The following is a 16607-nucleotide window of genomic DNA, read 5'->3' on the forward strand; positions in this document are numbered from 1 at the left end:
TCACCTCAGCGGAACGTCGCCGCCCGCGTCCGTACGCCCCGGTGCCGCGCGCCCGAAGTTCCCGAGCCCTGACTCCAGTTGACCGAAGGCGCGCTCGGCGAGCGCGAGGCCGTCCGCGATGACGCGGCTCACCTCGATGCCCGCGAGCAGGCCGCGGAAGTTGCGGCCGACGAGCGTGTGCCACACGGCGAGGATCTGCGCGGCGGCGAGCGAGGAGCCCGCGTCGTCGCCCGTCGCCGCCGTCAGCTCGGCCGCGAGCGCCCGCTCGGAGCGGCGGCGCAGGACGAGGACCCGGGCGAGGAGCGGGGGCGTCGACGCGATGAGCCCCTGGAGGCGCAGCACGAGGGGCAGGTCGCTGCCGCCGAGCGAGGCGTCGCCCGCCGCGAGCGCCGAGAGGTACGTACGGCGCAGCGCGGCCACCGCCGACTCGCCGGGCGCCCGCTCCCGCACAGCCCGCGCGGTGTCCTCGACGTGCTCTTGGAGCGGCTGGAGGACCAGGTCCTCCTTGCTGCCGAAGTAGTTGAAGACGGTCATCTTCGAGAACCCGGCCGCCTCCGCGATCTCCGCGACCGAGACCGCGTCGAAACCGCGCTCGGCGAAGAGATCGAGCGCCACCTCGCGCAGCTTCCGCCGCGTCTCCGCCTTCTTCCGCTCCCGCAGGCTGCTCATGCCGCGCACGGTACCAGCGGCCCTCGCGGGGTGCGGACCAGCCGTTTCCCGGCCGCGAGGGACCCGGATCACGGACATTGACCGAGATGAAAGATTGACTCGGTACACGTATGTGCGTCATCCTCGGCTCGTCGGCGCCCGTCCACCCCGAGGAGCCCCCGTGCCCCACCCGCCGCCCGCTTCCCCGTCCCGTTTCCGCCTCGTCACGGCGCTCTGCCTCGTCACGATCATCCTGGCCGTCCTGGACTCGAACATCGTCTCGGCCGCCGCCGTCCCGCTCGTCCGCGATCTCGACCCCGAGGGCGGCCTCGCCAAGGTCCCCTGGCTCGTCACCGCCTTCCAGCTCGCCGCCACCGCCGCGCTCCCCCTCTACGGGAAGCTCTGCGACACCCTCGGCGCCAAACGCGTCTTCCTCGGCGCGCTCGGCATCTTCCTGCTCGGCTCCGCGCTGTGCGGCTTCGCCCGGTCGATGCCCCAGCTCCTCGCCTTCCGTGCCCTCCAAGGGGTCGGCGGGGGCGGGCTCATGAGCATCACGCTCGTCGTGATCCGGCTCGCGTCGCAGGCCCGCAAGGAGGCGGAGCCCGCCGGGGCGGCGGAAGCCGCAAGACCTCCGGAAGCCGCAGGACCTCCGGGAGCCGCAGCGACCACGGGAGCCGCCGTCCCCCCGGAAGCGGCCGGGACCACGGGAGCCGCACCCCAGGAAACCGCCAAAACCCCGGAACCCCCCGCCACCCCGAAATCCCTGGCCACCCCGGAACCCCCCGCCGCCCCGGGAGCCCCCAAGACCTCCTCCCCCAGCCGCGGCGCCGGAGCCGGTGGGCTCGTCGCCGGGGCGGGGATGGCGCTCGGGCCCTGGGTCGGCGGGATGCTCACCGAGCACCTGTCCTGGCGCTGGATCTTCTGGGTCAACCTCCCGGTCGGCCTCGCCGTCCTGCTCACCGCCGCCGCCGTCCTGCGCCTCCCGGACCGCCCCGCGCGCCGCCGGGTCGACTACGCGGGCGCCGCGCTCGCCGCCGCCTTCGCCTCGGCGTTCCTGCTCACGCTCGAATGGGGCGGGGGCCGCTGGCCCTGGCTCGCCCCGCAGACCCTCGCGCTCGCGGCGACGGCCCTCGCCCTTCTCGTGCTCTTCCTGTGGCGGCAGGCGACCGCGCCCGAACCGGTGCTCCCGCTGACCCTGTTCGGCTCCCGCGCCCTGCGGCTCGGCTTCGCCGTGCAGCTCCTCCTCGGCATCGGGCTCACCTCGGCGATCGTGCAGGTCATGCTCTACCTCCAGGTCGCGCGCGGCCTCGACTCCGCGAGCGCCGGGCTCTTCCTGCTCCCCATGGCGGCCGGCATGACGGTCTCGGGGGTGCTCTCGCAGCGGTACGTGAACCAGCGCGCCCGCCTGCCCCTCGCCCTCGGCACCTCGGGCGCCGCGCTCGGCCTCGCCCTGCTCGCCACCTCGACCGCGCACACGTCCGCGTGGGCCACGCGGGGCGCGCTCTTCGTCCTGGGCTGCGGCTTCGGGCTCCTCGTCGGCCAGCTCGTCCAGTACGCGCAGGACTCCGCGCCCGCCGGGCTCCTCGGCGTCACGACGACGGCGGCCCGCTTCTTCCAGACGCTCGGCGGCGCGGCGGGCGCGGCCCTCAGCGGCGTGCTCCTCACCCGCCTCACCGGACTCGACGGGGCGGCGGCACGCGGCCACGACCCCTCCACCACCGTCCCGGGCGCGGCCCTCTCCTTCACGGGCGGCATCGACACGGTCTTCGCGTGCCTCGCGGCCCTCATGCTCCTCGCGACGGCACTCGTCCTGCGCCTCCCGGTCCCGCCGACCGCGCCCGCGGGGACACCCCCGGGAACGCCGGAGCCCCCACCCGGTCGCAGGGACCGGGCAGGGGCTCGGGAGCGCGTCAGCTGACGCGCGCACGGGGGCAGACGCGCGAGCAGCGCGGCATCGCCCCCGTACGGGGGAGGGCTCAGGCCAGCAGGCCCGGCACCGTCCCCTCGTGGATCTCGCGCAGCTCCTCCAGCGAGAGCGCGAACTCGCCCTGCACCTCGACCGCTTCGCCGTCCACGACGCCGATCCGGGTCGCGGGCAGGCCGCGCGCGCCGCACATGTCGGTGAAGCGCAGCTCCTCGCTCCTCGGCACGGCGACGACCGCGCGGCCCGCCGACTCCGAGAAGAGGAACGTGAAGGCGTCCAGGCCCTCGGGCACGACGAGCCGCACGCCGTTGCCGCCGAGCAGCGCCGACTCGACGACGGAGGTGACGAGGCCGCCGTCCGAGAGGTCGTGCGCCGCGTCGACCATGCCGTCGCGCGAGGCCGAGATCAGGATGTCGCCGAGCAGCCGCTCGCGCTCCAGGTCGACGGCCGGGGGCAGGCCGCCCAGGTGCTCGTGGATCACCTCGGACCACGCCGAGCCGCCGAACTCCTCCTTCGTGTCGCCGAGGAGGTACAGGAGCTGGCCCTGCTCCGCGAAGGCGACCGGGGTGCGCCGCGCCACGTCGTCGATGACGCCGAGGACGGCCACGACGGGCGTCGGGTGGATCGCGACGTCACCGGTCTGGTTGTAGAGCGAGACGTTGCCGCCGGTCACCGGCGTGCCGAGCTGCTGGCAGCCGTCCGCGAGCCCGCGCACGGCCTCCGAGAACTGCCACATGACCGCCGGGTCCTCGGGGGAGCCGAAGTTGAGGCAGTCCGAGACGGCGAGCGGACGCGCGCCGGTCGTCGCCACATTGCGGTACGCCTCGGCGAGCGCGAGCTGCGCGCCCGTGTACGGGTCGAGCTTCGCGTACCGGCCGTTGCCGTCCGTCGCGAGCGCGACACCGAGACCGCTCTCGTCGTCCACGCGGATCATGCCGGAGTCCTCCGGCTGCGCGAGGACGGTGTTGCCCTGCACGTACCGGTCGTACTGGTCCGTGATCCACGCCTTCGACGCCTGGTTCGGCGCACCGAGGACCCGCTTGACCTGCTCCTTCAGCTCGGCCGACGAGGCCGGGCGGGGGAGCTTGTTCGCGTCGTCCGCCTGGAGCGCGTCCTGCCACTCGGGGCGCGCGAGGGGCCGCTCGTAGACCGGGCCGTCGTGCGCGACGGTGCGCGGGTCGACGTCGACGATCTTCTCGCCGTGCCAGAAGATCTCCAGCCGGTCCCCGTCGGTCACTTCGCCGACGACCGTCGCGATGACGTCCCACTTCTCGCAGATCGCGAGGAAGCGCTCGACCTTCTCCGGCTCCACGACGGCGCACATGCGCTCCTGCGACTCGCTCATGAGGATCTCCTCGGGCGAGAGCGTGGAGTCGCGCAGCGGTACGTCGTCGAGGACGACCGTCATGCCGCCGGAGCCGTTCGAGGCCAGCTCCGAGGTGGCGCAGGAGAGCCCGGCCGCGCCGAGGTCCTGGATGCCGACGACGAGCTTCTCGGCGAAGGCTTCGAGCGTGCACTCGATGAGCAGCTTCTCCTGGAAGGGGTCGCCGACCTGCACCGCCGGGCGCTTGCTCGGCTTCGTCGCGTCGAAGGTCTCGGAGGCGAGGATCGAGGCGCCGCCGATGCCGTCGCCGCCCGTGCGGGCCCCGTACAGGATGACCTTGTTGCCCGCGCCGGACGCCTTCGCGAGGTGGATGTCCTCGTGGCGCATGACGCCCACGGCGCCCGCGTTGACGAGCGGGTTGCCCTGGTAGCAGGCGTCGAAGACGACCTCGCCGCCGATGTTCGGCAGGCCCAGGCAGTTCCCGTAGCCGCCGATCCCGGCGACGACACCGGGCAGCACGCGCTTGGTGTCGGGGTGGTCGGCCGCGCCGAAGCGCAGCGGGTCCACGACCGCGACCGGGCGCGCGCCCATCGCGATGATGTCGCGGACGATGCCGCCGACACCGGTCGCGGCGCCCTGGTAGGGCTCGACGTAGGAGGGGTGGTTGTGCGACTCGACCTTGAAGGTCACCGCGTACCCCTGGCCGACGTCGACGACCCCGGCGTTCTCGCCGATGCCGACGAGCATCGCGTCGGACTGCGGGGCCTTGTCACCGAACTGCTTGAGGTGGACCTTGCTGCTCTTGTACGAGCAGTGCTCCGACCACATCACCGAGTACATCGCCAGCTCGGCGCCCGTGGGCCTGCGGCCCAGGATCTCGCGGACCCGCAGGTACTCGTCCTCCTTGAGGCCGAGCTCCTTCCACGGCAGCGGCGTTTCCGGGGTCGCGGCCGCGTTCTCGACCGTGTCCAGGCTCATGCGGAAACCAGCTTCCTCAGGATCGAGGTGAAGAACCCGAGGCCGTCCGTGCCACCGCTGCCGATGAGCGGTTCCACGGCGTGCTCGGGATGCGGCATGAGGCCCGCGACGTTGCCGGCCTCGTTGGTCACGCCCGCGATGTCGCGGAGCGAGCCGTTGGGGTTCGTGTCCACGTACCGGAAGACGACCCGGCCCTCGGCCTCCAGGGCGTCGAGGGTGCGCTCGTCGGCCGTGTAGCGGCCGTCCATGTTCTTGAGCGGAATACGGATCTCCTGACCCGCCGTGAACTCGGTGGTCCACGCGGTACCCGCGTTCTCCACCCGGAGCTTCTGCTCGCGGCACACGAAACGCATACGGTCGTTCTGGAGCATCGCGCCGGGCAGCAGGTGCGCCTCGGTGAGGACCTGGAATCCGTTGCAGATACCGAGGACAGGCATTCCGGACTTCGCCTCGGCGATCACGGATTCCATGACCGGCGAGAACCGCGAGATCGCGCCGGCGCGCAGATAGTCGCCGTAGCTGAATCCCCCGGGCAGGACCACCGCGTCGACCTGCTTCAGGTCCTTGTCGCGGTGCCACAGCGGAACGGCTTCCGCGCCCGCGATCCGCACCGCGCGCTGCGTGTCACGGTCATCAAGGGTGCCGGGAAAAGTAACGACCCCAATACGTGCCGTCACGATTCCACCTTTACGACGAAGTCCTCGATGACGGTGTTGGCGAGGAAGGTCTCGGCCATCTCGTGGACCCGCGCGAGGACGGCGTCGTCCACGGGGCCGTCCACTTCGAGTTCGAATCGCTTTCCCTGACGCACGTCGGCGATCCCCTCGAAGCCGAGGCGCGGCAGTGCACGCTGCACCGCCTGTCCCTGGGGGTCGAGGATCTCCGGCTTGAGCATGACGTCGACTACGACGCGTGCCACGGGCACTCCCGGTGTGTGGTGCTTCGTTGAGCTTGTCCGTTCAGCGTACCGGGCCGGAATTTCTACGCGGGTAGACCGGAAGTGGATCACTTACGGGCGGTAGCGGCCCCGGGGGCGGGACGGAGGGCGCGCACCCGCGGACCTGTGGCGGTACTCACACAGGAAGTCGTCCGCGCCGGAAAATCCGTGCGCATATACGGGGTGGCAATGCGCACGACTGCCGGTGGAACACCGGCGGGAACACGCGGCGGAACTCCTTAAGGACTTCCCCACTCCGCACCCCGGCCTGTAAAAAGGAATCGGCCGGGAAAAGACATTCGGTAAAAGTGCGTACGGGCACGCATGATCCCGTACGCGCCACCGCGTGCACAGGGCCGCGCCCCGACCGGGAGCGCGGAACTCCGGCCGTGTACAGGTCGGGCGGCGGGAGCCGCCGACGAAAGGACCGATATTCGTGGCGCAGCGTGTCGTGGTCACGCTTTACGACGACACCGACGGCAAGGAAGCGGCGGAAACCGTCACTTTCGGGCTGGACGGGAAGTCGTACGAGATCGACCTGAGCCAGGCCAACGCGGAGAAACTGCGCAAGGCACTGGAGCCCTTCGTGGCCGCAGGCCGCAAACGCTCCTCCTCGGGCCGCGCCTACCGGCGCACCTCCGTGGCGGCCGACCCCGCCGCCGTCCGCGCCTGGGCCAGGTCGCACCAGATGGACGTGCCGCAGCGCGGACGCATCCCGAAGAAGGTTCTTGAGGAGTTCGAGGCGGCCAACTGAGGCGAGCGCCGGGGCGTGAGCCCCGGTGGTACGGGGGCGGGCGGGGCATCGGCTCCTCGCGGCCCGCCCGCCCCCGTGCCCCTGGCCGCCCCTCCGTACCTCACGGACCGGCCGCCCCCCGTACCTCTCCGGGCCGCCCGCCCCGTACCTCACGGGCCGCACCCCGCCCCCCTCTCCTGACGGCCCGTCGCCCTCGATTTGCGCTCCACCCCGGGTGATCGGCTAAAGTCTGGAGCACGCCGAAGGGAACGGGCCGAAAGGCCGGAACCCGGAGCCGCGCGGGTGTAGTTCAGTAGTAGAACACCCCCTTTCCAAGGGGGAGGCGCAGTGTGCGATCCCTGTCACCCGCTCTGCACCGCTCGACCGTGAGGTAGGGTGGTCACCGCACCGCACGACGTGAGTCGTGGGAGCATCTGCGGACGTAGCTCAGTTGGTAGAGCGCAACCTTGCCAAGGTTGAGGTCGCCAGTTCGAACCTGGTCGTCCGCTCAGCGAAAGGCCCTCCGGGAACGGGGGGCCTTCTTCGTGTGCGCGCCGGGGTTCGCGGGCCCCGATGACAGATGTCATCCGCCTTGGTGACACCGCGCACTGCCCCGGGCCCCTCGGCGCGGGAAGACTCGAAGACATGAACAGCGCGAAAGACACCACGCGAGTCATCGATGTGACTGACCTGCGCCGGGTCTACGGGGGCGGGTTCGAAGCGGTCGGCGGGATCACCTTCCACGTGGACCGGGGCGAACTCTTCGCCCTGCTCGGGACGAACGGCGCGGGCAAGACGTCCACCGTCGAACTTCTCGAAGGACTGGCCCGGCCCACGAGCGGCACGATCCGCGTCTTCGGCCACGACCCCTACCGCGAGCGGGCCGCGATCCGCCCGCGCACCGGCGTCATGCTCCAGGAGGGCGGCTTCCCCTCCGAGTTGACCGTCGAGGAGACCGTACGGATGTGGGCGGCCTGCACGAGCGGGGCCCGCCCCGTCGGCGAGGCGCTCGAACTCGTCGGCCTCGGCAAGCGCCGCACCGTCCGCGTCAAGCAGCTCTCCGGCGGCGAACGGCGCCGCCTCGACCTGGCGAGCGCCCTGCTCGGCCGCCCCGAGATCCTCTTCCTCGACGAGCCGACGACCGGGCTCGACGCCGAGGGCCGCCGCGCCACCTGGGACCTCGTCCGCGCGCTGCGCGCCGAGGGCACCACCGTCCTCCTCACGACGCACTACCTGGAGGAGGCCGAGGAGCTGGCCGACCGGCTCGCGATCCTCCACGCGGGCCGCATCAACGTCACCGGGACCGTCGACGAGGTCCTCGCGAGCCAGCCCTCGCGGATCTCCTTCCGCCTCCCGGCGAGCCACCGCCCCGAGGACCTGCCCCCGCTCGCCCGCCTGTGGGCCGAGCCCGCCGGGGCGCGCGCCGACCGGCTCGCGCCGCCCGAGGACGCCGCCGCACTGCGCGCCGCGCTCCTCGACGCGGACGGCAGGACCGTCCGGCTCCGCACCCACCGGCTCCAGCACGCGGCGACCGAGCTGCTGCTGTGGGCGCGTGCCGAGAACATCGAGCTGGACGGGCTCGACATCCGCGCGGCCTCGCTCGAAGAGGCGTTCCTGCGGATCGCGGCCCAGGCCGGCACCCGTACCGGCGGCCCGTCCGCCCCGTCCCCCGTCCCCGCCCCCGCGCTCGCAGAGGAGACCACCCGATGAGCACCGTCGCCCCCACAGGTCCCGCCTCGACCGCGCGCAGCCGCATGGGCGCGCTCGCGCGTGCCGAGACGACACTGCTCCTGCGCGGCAAGGGGACGCTCTTCGCCGCCCTCGTCGTACCGCTCGTCCTCCCGTTCAGCTTCAAGAACGCCATCGACTCGATGGACCTGAGCGGCACGGGCCTCGATCTCGGCACGGTCCTCCTCCCGACCGCTCTCGGCCTCTCCCTCCTCTTCGCCGTCTACTCGACGCTGGTGAGCACCTACGTGACCCGGCGCGAGGAGCTGGTGCTCAAGCGGCTGCGCACCGGGGAGGTGCGGGACCCCGAGATCCTCATCGGCTCGGCGGTGCCCGCCGTCGTCACGTGTCTCGTGCAGTGGCTCGTGGTCATCGTGGGCTTCACCCTGCTCGTGCACCCCGGGGCGCCCTCGAACCCGGCGCTCGTCGTGCTCGGCGCGGTCCTCGGCATCGTCGTGGCCATCGGCCTCGCCGCCCTCACCGCGACCCTCAGCCGTACCGCCGAGACCGCCGCCGTCATGGCGATGCCGGTCATCCTGCTGACCATGATCGGCTCGGGCGTCGGCGTCCCCCTCGACGTGATGCCCGACACCCTCGCGGCCGTCGCCCGCTGTCTCCCCTTCACGCCGACGCTCTCGCTCCTGCGCGGTGGCTGGGCGGGGAACCTGGACAGCGGCGACACCCTCCTGGCCGTCGTCACCGGCCTCGCCTGGGCCGCCTTCACCGTCTACGGCGTCCGCCGCTGGTTCCGCTGGGAGCCGAGGCGCTGAGCGGGGGCGGCGGTACGGGGCCGGGGCGGCCGACGCCGGGTGGCGCCCCGTACCCGTGCTGTCACCGGCGCGACCCCGCACCATGGAGAGACCGACCGGAGACAGGAAGGGGTGACCCTTGAGCGGCAGCCACGAGGAGACCACGACGGCGACGGCCGTGGTGCCCGCACCGGCCGACGGCAAGGGACCGGGCGCGTCCGCCGCGTCGGCGGCGTCCGCCGCACCGGCCGAGGACTCGGTCCGGACCGTGGACGCGGTCCCGGCAGTGGACGGGGAGACGACGGTGGACGCGGTCCCGGCCGGGGAGCCGGAAGCCGCCGTGCGCGCGGAAGCGGCCGTGGCCGGGGAGCCCGTGTCGGTGGCCGGGGAGCGCGGGTCCGTGGCCGGGGAGCGCGGGTCCGTGGCCGAGCCCCGCTTCCCGCGCTTCGAGCGCCTCTCCTGGCGGCCCCCGTCGCTGACCAGGGGCCACCGCCCCGTCCAGCAGCTCGACCACTACACGCGGGCCACCCTCAGCCGCTACGTATGGGGGTTCTTCGCGGGCTGGGTCCTGCCCGATCTCCTCCAGCACTTCGGGCGGGGCGACCGCACCGACCTCGTGCTCCGCTCCGCGCTGTTCCTCTCCTCGCTCGCGCTCTGCGTCGCCACCCGCCCCGCGCTCCTCGACGCCCTCGACCGCTATCTCGGCAGGACGGACGCGCTGCGCGCCCCGGCCGCGTGGCGGCTCCTGGCGCTCACCGTCCTCACGGCGGCGCTCTACCTCGTGTGCCTCGGCACGGGCACGATCGACACCCAGGCGCTCGTGACGGCGGTGATGTTCTTCATCAACCCCGTCTACGCGGTCCTGGCCCTCCGCGTCCCCGTCCCCCGCTTCCTCCTCGCCGTCGTCGGCGGCACCGCGGCGCTCTCCGCCGCCGCTCTCCTCGCCGACCCCGAGGGCACCCCGAGCGCCGTCCTCGCGATCATCGTCCCGTGCTCGGCGCTCCTCGCGCTCGTCATCTGCCGCCCCTCCGGCTGGTCCCTCGCCCGTACCTGGGACATCGAGTACGCGCGCCAGGAGATCGAGAAGGCGAAGGACAAGGTCGAGCGCGCCAAGGAGACGGAGTCGCGACTCGCCGTCGCCGAGGAACGCCTCCGCTTCGGCCGCGACCTCCACGACGTCCTCGGCCGCAACCTCGCCACCATCGCCCTCAAGAGCGAACTCGCGGTCCGGCTCGCCCGCCGCGAGCGCACCGAGGACGCCGTGGCGCAGATGGCCGAGGTCCAGGAGATCGCCCAGCGCTCGCAGCGCGAGGTCCGCGAGGTCGTACGCGGCTACCGGGGCATCGACCTCGGCTCCGAGCTGCTCGGCGCGCGCAGCGTCCTGGAAGCGGCCGGGATCGACTGCGCGACCGCCGCGGGGGACATCCAGTCCCTCGCTCCGCCCGTGCGGGCCGCCCTCGCCTGGGTCGTCCGCGAGGCCGCGACGAACGTTTTGCGCCACGGCGACGCCCGCCACTGCACCATCACGCTCGCCACGAGCCGCTCCGGCACGAGCCTCACCGTCGAGAACGACGGCGCCCCCGAGTCGCCCGGCCCCACCCGGGGCGGCTCCGGGCTCGCCGGGCTCCGCGAACGCCTCGCGCCCCTCGGCGGCGTACTCGAAGCCGGCCCCACGGCGCCGGGGCGCTTCCGCCTCGCGGCCCACGTACCGCACCCGCCCGTTCCCGACCCCGCCCCCGGAGGAAACCGCCCGTGACCACCGAGCCCCCGCCCGCGTCTCCCGCCACTCCCCGGGTCCGCGTGCTGCTCGCCGACGACGAGCACCTCATCCGGGGTGCCCTCGCTGCCCTCCTCGCTCTGGAGGACGACCTCGAAGTCGTCGCGGAGGCCGCCTCGGGCGCCGAGGCCCTCGCGATGGCCCGCGCCAAGGGCCCCGACGTCGCCGTCCTCGACCTCCAGATGCCGGACGGCGACGGTGTGAGCGTGGCCACAAGCCTGCGGAGCGAACTGCCCGGCTGCCGCTGCCTCATCGTGACGAGCCACGGCCGTCCCGGGCACCTCAAGCGGGCCCTGGAGGTGGGGGTGCGCGGTTTCGTGCCGAAGACCGTGAGCGCGCAGCGGCTCGCCGAGATCATCCGCACCGTCCACGCCGGAAGCCGTTACGTCGACCCCGAGTTGGCCGCCGACGCGATCGCCGCCGGGGACTCCCCGCTCAGCGCCCGCGAGGCCGAGGTCCTGGAGTACGCGGCGGACGGGGCCCCCGTCGCCGAGATCGCCCAGCGCGCGGGCCTCTCCCCCGGCACCGTCCGCAACTACCTCTCCTCCGCCGTGACCAAGCTCGGGGCCGAGAACCGTCACGCCGCCGTGCGCACGGCCCGCTCCCGGGGTTGGGTATAGTGGTCTCACGCGCTGAACACCGCGAGAGCGGCGGAGAAGCGCGGTGCGGACGTAGCTCAGTTGGTAGAGCGCAACCTTGCCAAGGTTGAGGTCGCCAGTTCGAACCTGGTCGTCCGCTCAGCGAAAGGCCCCCCGGGAACGGGGGGCCTTCTTCGTGTGCGCGGTGTCTCCGGGCGCGCCATGTTTCACGTGAAACATGGCGGTCGACGGGTGCGGGGCGATGTTCCACGTGGAACATCGCCCCGCACCCGTCGACCGCTCGGCCCGTGCCGCTCCGGGTCTCAGCCCCAGCGCACGCCCGTCAGCTTCTCGTACGCCTCGACGTACTTCGCCCGCGTCCGCTCCACGATCTCGGCGGGCAGCTCGGGCGGCGGCTGCTCGCTCTTGCGGTCCCAGCCGGAGACGGGGGAGGTGAGCCAGTCGCGGACGAACTGCTTGTCGAAGGAGGGCTGGGCGTGGCCCGGCTCCCAGGAATCGGCCGGCCAGAAGCGCGAGGAGTCGGGGGTGAGGACCTCGTCGGCGAGGACGAGTTCCTCCCCGTCGAAGCCGAACTCGAACTTCGTGTCGGCGAGGATGATCCCGCGCTCACGGGCGATGTCCCGGCCCCGGGCGTAGACCGCGAGGGTCGTCTGCCGGAGCTGCGCGGCGGTCTCGGCGCCGACCCGGCGGGCCACCTCCTCGTAGCTCACGTTCTCGTCGTGCTCGCCGACCTCGGCCTTCGTCGCCGGGGTGAAGATCGGGCCGGGCAGCTCGGAGCCGTCCTCCAGGCCCTCGGGGAGCGCGAGCCCGCACACCGTGCGGGACGCGTTGTACTCGACGAGCCCCGAGCCGGTGAGGTAGCCGCGCGCGACGGCCTCGACCGGGATCATGTCGAGCGAGCGGCAGACCAGCGTGCGCCCGGCCCAGGAGGCGGGGGCGCCCTCGGGCAGCTTCGTCGACAGGACGTGGTTCGGGACGAGGTCGGCGAGCTGGTCGAACCACCACAGCGAGAGCTGCGTGAGCACGCGCCCCTTGTCGGGGATCTCGCTGGGCAGCACCCAGTCGTAGGCGGACAAGCGGTCGCTCGCGACCATCACGAGCTCGCCGGCCTCGTTCCGGTAGAGGTCGCGCACCTTGCCGGTGTGCAGATGCACCAGCCCCGGCACCTGTACGGGCTCGGGCTTTTCTACGAATCCGGACACGGTTCCTCCACGTGCTTCCGTCCCATGCCCCCCGATTGTCCCGTACGGGAGCGAGGCGCGACGCCGCAGGGTGCCGGGTGGACGGCGTGAGGGCGGTGGGGCACGCGTGACGCCCGCCCGTACGAGCGGTGCGAGCCCCCGCCCCCGACGTCGGCGGACGCCGGTCAGTCGCGTTTGCAGATGCGGTCGAGGAGGTTCGCCGTCGCGCGCTGGATACGGGTGTCGACGTGGCCCGGCCGGTCGAGCGCGGGCGACCAGGCGAAGGTGCCGGAGGCGAAGACGAGGGCGCCGCTGGGGGCGCGGTAGAGGGAGGTCTCCTGGTGGCGGACGGCGCCCTGGTCCTCGTACGGCGAGTGCGCGAGGAGCATCCGGTCCTCGTACGGGGGCAACTGCGTGCGCGGGAAGTAGCGGTCGGCCTCCCCGGCGACGAGCCCGGGGAGTTCGTCGCCCTCGTGCGCCCCGGTCGCCTCCCACAGCCAGTGCTCCGCGTGCCGCACGACGAGCGGGGCGGGGGCGGGGACCCGGCCCGCATACTGGATGCCCATGAGCTCCTGCTCCGGCCGGTCCACCTCGCGCCACAGCGTCGCGCGGCCGGGGCCCCGGCGCTTGCGGCAGGTCAGGAGCCGGTCGGGGACGCCCGAGGGGGACGCGCTCAGCTCGACCTGCCAGTACATCGTGTTCGCGGAGAGGAAGACGAGCGAGGTCCCGGCCTCCTTCGCGCGCTCGGTCGTGCGGCGCATCGGGACGGACCAGTACTCGTCGTGGCCGGGGAAGACGAGGCCCCGGTACCGGGTCGGGTCGACGCGGCCCGCGTGGAGGTCGCGGGCGTCGGCGTAGGCGAGGTCGTAGCCGTAGCGCTCGGCCCAGCGGATGAAATCGTAGGCGTGGCCCACGTGCAGCGGGAGGCCCGCGCCCGCGAAGGGGCGGTCGAAGGACACGGTGATCGCGGCGTCCTCCTCGCCGAGCAGCCCGCCCTTGTCGTCCCAGGCGTGGTACAGGCTCGCGCCCGTCCTGCCGTCCTCCGGGTAGAGGTTGTACGCCTGCCAGGTCACGTCCGGGAGCAGGAGGAGCAGGTCGGCGGGCTCGCTGTCGCGGACGGTGAACGGGATGTGCGAGCGGTGCCCGTCGTACGTCGTGAGGACCGCGACGTACGCGCCCGGCTTCCAGTACGAGGGGATCTGCTGCCGCCACGTGCGCCACCAGTGGTGGCAGGAGACCGTGCGGTCGGCGAGGAGCGGCTCGGGCTGGGTGAGTCCTTGCAGCCGGGGCGTCGAGGCGATCTTGCTGGCACCGGCCCCCGCGTAGTGGCCGATGCGGTAGAAGTCCATGGAGTACGACTGCGGCGGGTTGACCGTGACGTGGAAGTCGATCGACTCGCCGGGGGCGACGGCGCCCGTCGAGGTGAAGCCCTTGATCTGCTGGTGCACGTCGTCGGACGAACGCGGCGAGCCCTCCTCGCGGCGCGGCCTCGGCATCCGCAGTTCGGCGCCGGGCGCCGGGGCGTGCTCGACGTACCAGGGGACGACCCTGCCGGTGTCGTCGAAGTACGTCTCGCTCGCGCGCAGCCACGGCAGCGGGCCCTGCCCGAAGGGGTCCGTCGCCGCGTGCGCGACCGCCCCCGACTCCCACCGGCCCTTCCCGCGTTCCGCCCCCATCTCCGCCCCTCCCTCGTCCCCCGCATCCCGGTGCCGCGCCCCTCGTCACCGGGGCGGAAGCCAGCACATCACACTAAGCACGCACACCGTCACCGTTCCCCCCGAATCCCCGCCAACGGCCCTGTGCCCGAAGCGGTGCAGAACCGCTTCTGCCTGGTGGCGGTGGGCCGGGCGGACGGAAACGGAGTTCCTCGTTCGGGTGAGCCCGCACAAACGGCCGCCCCTTTCCCGCCGGGGCGGCGCCCCCGCGCACCCCCGTGCGCTCCCGCGAGACGGCGCCCTTCCTTCCCGCCGGTCGGGCGCCCGCGCGCACCGCCCTGCCTTCCCGCCGGACGCCCCCGTAAGGCGCCGCGCCTCCCCGCCGGTCGGCGCCCCCGCGCACCACCCCGCCCCTACCCGACCCGTACCCCCACCCGCGCCAGCCAGCGGCGCAGCGGGATCGAGTCGCCGTCCTCCACCAGGCTCCGCACCCGCGCCCCGAGGTCGCGCACCCGCTCCCCGTCCACCAGGAGCACCGGGCCGTCCAGCCAGTCGAGCCCCGGCATCGCGCCGCCCGCGTCCACCGCCGCGCAGCACACCAGCGAGGTCACGTGGTCCGCGAGGACCTCCACCCCGCTCCGTACCGGCGGCGGCGCGAAGAGCGGCAGCCCGCCGTTCCCTTCGTAGACCCCCTCCGAGGTGCGCGTGGCTCCCACGCCCCCGGTGGTCTCCTCGCGCGCGACCCGCGCCGCGAGCCCGGCGGCGAGCGCCGCCGCGCGCGGGTGCGCGAAGCGGTCGGCCTCCTCCTCGGGCGTCTCGGGGAAGATCTCGGGCTCGGTCCGCGCCGCGTACTCCGTCGTACGGGGCGCACCGCCGCGCGCCCCGCCCTCGCGCAGCGGCGGCGCCGCCATCACCCCGACCCGCTCGGGCGGGCTGTCGCTCACCGTCAGGTGCTCCAGGACGCGCGCCACCGTGCACGGCCGCCCGTCCTCGCCCAGCACCTCGCCGAGCCGCGCCACGTCCGCGCGCCACAGCCGCTCCACGACCTCGCGCGGGTAGTCGCGCCAGCTCACCGGCCGCCACTCGCCGCCCCGCTCCCCGTGGAAGAGCCGCGCGGCGAGCAGGGAGGCGGCCTCGTCGGCGAGTTCGGGCTCCTCCAGGAGTTCGCTCGCGGGCGGCTCGGTGAGCCGCATCGCCTGCTCGTCGGCGGCGAGCCGGTCTCTGCGGGACAGCTCGGCGAGCGCCGCGGCGACGCCCGCGTCGAGCCGCGCGGGCCAGCGCCCGAGCCGCCACGCGGGCACCGCGACCCGGCCCAGCAGCCGGTCCCAGCCCGCGTACGCGAGCCCCACCTGCTCCTGCGCGGTGATCCGTCGCCCGTAGTCCACCTTCCTGGCCCGCTCGGCGCACGCCGCCGCCACGTACCGCTCCATGTCGGCCGCGGCGCCCCGGCACCGGACGAGCAGCAGCCGTGCGAGGCGCGCGGGCACCGCGAGCAGCACCCGGTGGGCGAGCGGGGCGCGGGGCCCGGCCGTCGCGAGCGCCGCGTCCAGGCCCCGGACGAATTTGCGGGCCTGCGCCGTCGTCGGCTCCGCCGCGGGCTCCGTGCCCGCGACGACGGGCGCGAGCAGCGCGCGCAGTTCGGCGACGCGCAGCCACCACAGGAAGGGCGAGCCGATCACGAGGACCTGCGCGCGTACCCCGGGCGCCGCCGCGCGCTCCTCCAGCCAGCTGTCGCAGTCGGGCGTGAGCGCTATCGCCGCGGGGGCCGGGACCCCGAGCCGCTCCGCCAGCTCCCGCACCAGGTGGTACAGGGCGGGCGCGGCGCGCTCCTCGACCGGCACGGCCGGGGACTCGGCGGGCGCGGCGCGCGCGATGAGCAGCGCGGTCGCCCCGGCGAGGGCGAGCGCGAGCACGGCGAGCACCGCGACCCACAGTCTCGCCGCGTCCCACCCCGTACCCTCCAGCCGCCCGCCGACCGCGCCCGCCCACAGCACGACGGCGCACGCCGCGGGCAGCACCGCCAGCGCGGTCGCCGCGGACTTGACCCGCAGCACCGCGGCGGCCCTGGACCGCGCGGCGAGCGCGCCCACCTCCACACCCGTACCCGACGACACGACCTGCCGACCCCCTACCCCTGGCGCCCGCCGGACCCCCGCGGGCCCGGCCTGCACCGACGGGCCGCGCACCCGTGCTGGTGCCCGGTCCGTTTCTGCCTCGTCGCTTGCTTCCCGCGCTGATCCGCGGCGGACCGCGGCCCGTCGCGCTTTCCGGCGTCGCTCACATCCCCCACTGTGACACCGGCCCCCGACATCGCAATGCCGGTGGGCCAAGTGCCGCAGCCCGCCCGCGCGGCCCGCTCTGCACGGGCCGACCG

At 73.8% G+C, this 16607-nt stretch carries 13 protein-coding genes and 3 tRNA genes; 9 read left to right on the forward strand and 7 right to left on the reverse strand.

The annotated features are described in order from the left end of the window. On the reverse strand, positions 1-669 hold the full coding sequence (locus tag STTU_RS14885) for a TetR/AcrR family transcriptional regulator (RefSeq protein WP_043255247.1): 669 nt from the start codon (positions 667-669) through the stop codon (positions 1-3). A gap of 160 nt (positions 670-829) precedes the next feature. Here STTU_RS14885 and STTU_RS33090 point away from each other — a divergent pair, with 160 nt between their 5' ends. Next, positions 830-2566, forward strand: coding sequence for an MFS transporter (locus tag STTU_RS33090; protein WP_078518976.1), 1737 nt, complete (start codon positions 830-832; stop codon positions 2564-2566). Positions 2567-2624: 58 nt separating this feature from the next. Here STTU_RS33090 and purL read toward each other — a convergent pair whose 3' ends face one another. From purL to purS, 3 genes are read right to left on the reverse strand one after another with little or no spacing between them, the layout of a single operon-like run. Continuing rightward, positions 2625-4874, reverse strand: a complete 2250-nt coding sequence (purL, locus tag STTU_RS14895; RefSeq protein ID WP_043255249.1) for a phosphoribosylformylglycinamidine synthase subunit PurL — start codon at positions 4872-4874, stop codon at positions 2625-2627. Continuing rightward, a complete protein-coding gene (gene purQ, locus STTU_RS14900) occupies positions 4871-5551 on the reverse strand; it encodes a phosphoribosylformylglycinamidine synthase subunit PurQ (protein ID WP_043255251.1) in 681 nt (226 codons plus the stop codon). The genes purL and purQ overlap by 4 nt, the downstream gene beginning before the upstream one ends. Next, entirely contained in the window at positions 5548-5793 is a 246-nt protein-coding gene (gene purS, locus STTU_RS14905) for a phosphoribosylformylglycinamidine synthase subunit PurS (protein WP_007824241.1), read from the reverse strand. The genes purQ and purS overlap by 4 nt, the downstream gene beginning before the upstream one ends. A 454-nt stretch (positions 5794-6247) precedes the next feature. Here purS and STTU_RS14910 point away from each other — a divergent pair, with 454 nt between their 5' ends. The 8 genes from STTU_RS14910 to STTU_RS14945 all read left to right on the forward strand — a co-directional run bounded on the left by STTU_RS14910 (position 6248) and on the right by STTU_RS14945 (position 11536). Further along, positions 6248-6565: a histone-like nucleoid-structuring protein Lsr2 gene (locus STTU_RS14910; RefSeq protein ID WP_007824243.1), complete on the forward strand. Its 318-nt coding sequence runs from the start codon at positions 6248-6250 to the stop codon at positions 6563-6565. A gap of 278 nt (positions 6566-6843) precedes the next feature. Further along, positions 6844-6915, forward strand: a tRNA-Gly gene (locus tag STTU_RS14915). Positions 6916-6980: 65 nt separating this feature from the next. Beyond that, a tRNA-Gly gene (locus tag STTU_RS14920) sits at positions 6981-7053 on the forward strand. Positions 7054-7189: 136 nt separating this feature from the next. Next, entirely contained in the window at positions 7190-8254 is a 1065-nt protein-coding gene (locus STTU_RS14925) for an ABC transporter ATP-binding protein (RefSeq protein ID WP_007824249.1), read from the forward strand. After that, positions 8251-9042, forward strand: coding sequence for an ABC transporter permease (locus STTU_RS14930; RefSeq protein ID WP_009067536.1), 792 nt, complete (start codon positions 8251-8253; stop codon positions 9040-9042). The genes STTU_RS14925 and STTU_RS14930 overlap by 4 nt, the downstream gene beginning before the upstream one ends. Before the next feature lie 118 nt (positions 9043-9160). Then, positions 9161-10777 (forward strand): sensor histidine kinase, encoded by a 1617-nt coding sequence (locus tag STTU_RS14935; RefSeq protein ID WP_007824253.1) that lies wholly within the window; start codon positions 9161-9163, stop codon positions 10775-10777. Next, a complete protein-coding gene (locus STTU_RS14940; RefSeq protein ID WP_010275894.1) occupies positions 10774-11418 on the forward strand; it encodes a response regulator transcription factor in 645 nt (214 codons plus the stop codon). The genes STTU_RS14935 and STTU_RS14940 overlap by 4 nt, the downstream gene beginning before the upstream one ends. A gap of 45 nt (positions 11419-11463) precedes the next feature. Next, a tRNA-Gly gene (locus tag STTU_RS14945) sits at positions 11464-11536 on the forward strand. A 163-nt stretch (positions 11537-11699) separates the two neighbouring features. Here STTU_RS14945 and STTU_RS14950 read toward each other — a convergent pair. The 3 genes from STTU_RS14950 to STTU_RS14960 form a co-directional block, all read right to left on the reverse strand. Further along, entirely contained in the window at positions 11700-12599 is a 900-nt protein-coding gene (locus STTU_RS14950) for a phosphoribosylaminoimidazolesuccinocarboxamide synthase (protein ID WP_007824255.1), read from the reverse strand. 164 nt (positions 12600-12763) lie between these two features. Continuing rightward, complete coding sequence (locus STTU_RS14955) at positions 12764-14254, reverse strand: N,N-dimethylformamidase beta subunit family domain-containing protein (protein ID WP_007824256.1); 1491 nt, start codon at positions 14252-14254, stop codon at positions 12764-12766. Positions 14255-14646: 392 nt separating this feature from the next. Next, positions 14647-16347, reverse strand: a complete 1701-nt coding sequence (locus tag STTU_RS14960; protein WP_007824260.1) for a hypothetical protein — start codon at positions 16345-16347, stop codon at positions 14647-14649. Between the last annotated feature and the right edge of the window lie 260 nt (positions 16348-16607).

This window comes from Streptomyces sp. Tu6071, from assembly GCF_000213055.1.
Lineage (GTDB): Bacteria > Actinomycetota > Actinomycetes > Streptomycetales > Streptomycetaceae > Streptomyces > Streptomyces evansiae.

Excerpts from the sequence above, each read along its gene's own strand:
- STTU_RS14885 (WP_043255247.1), bottom strand. The coding sequence starts at position 669 with ATGAGCAGCCTGCGGGAGCGGAAGAAGGCGGAGACGCGGCGGAAGCTG.
- STTU_RS14925 (WP_007824249.1), top strand. The coding sequence starts at position 7,190 with ATGAACAGCGCGAAAGACACCACGCGAGTCATCGATGTGACTGACCTG.
- STTU_RS14930 (WP_009067536.1), top strand. The coding sequence starts at position 8,251 with ATGAGCACCGTCGCCCCCACAGGTCCCGCCTCGACCGCGCGCAGCCGC.
- STTU_RS14955 (WP_007824256.1), bottom strand. The coding sequence starts at position 14,254 with ATGGGGGCGGAACGCGGGAAGGGCCGGTGGGAGTCGGGGGCGGTCGCG.
- purL (WP_043255249.1), bottom strand. The coding sequence starts at position 4,874 with ATGAGCCTGGACACGGTCGAGAACGCGGCCGCGACCCCGGAAACGCCG.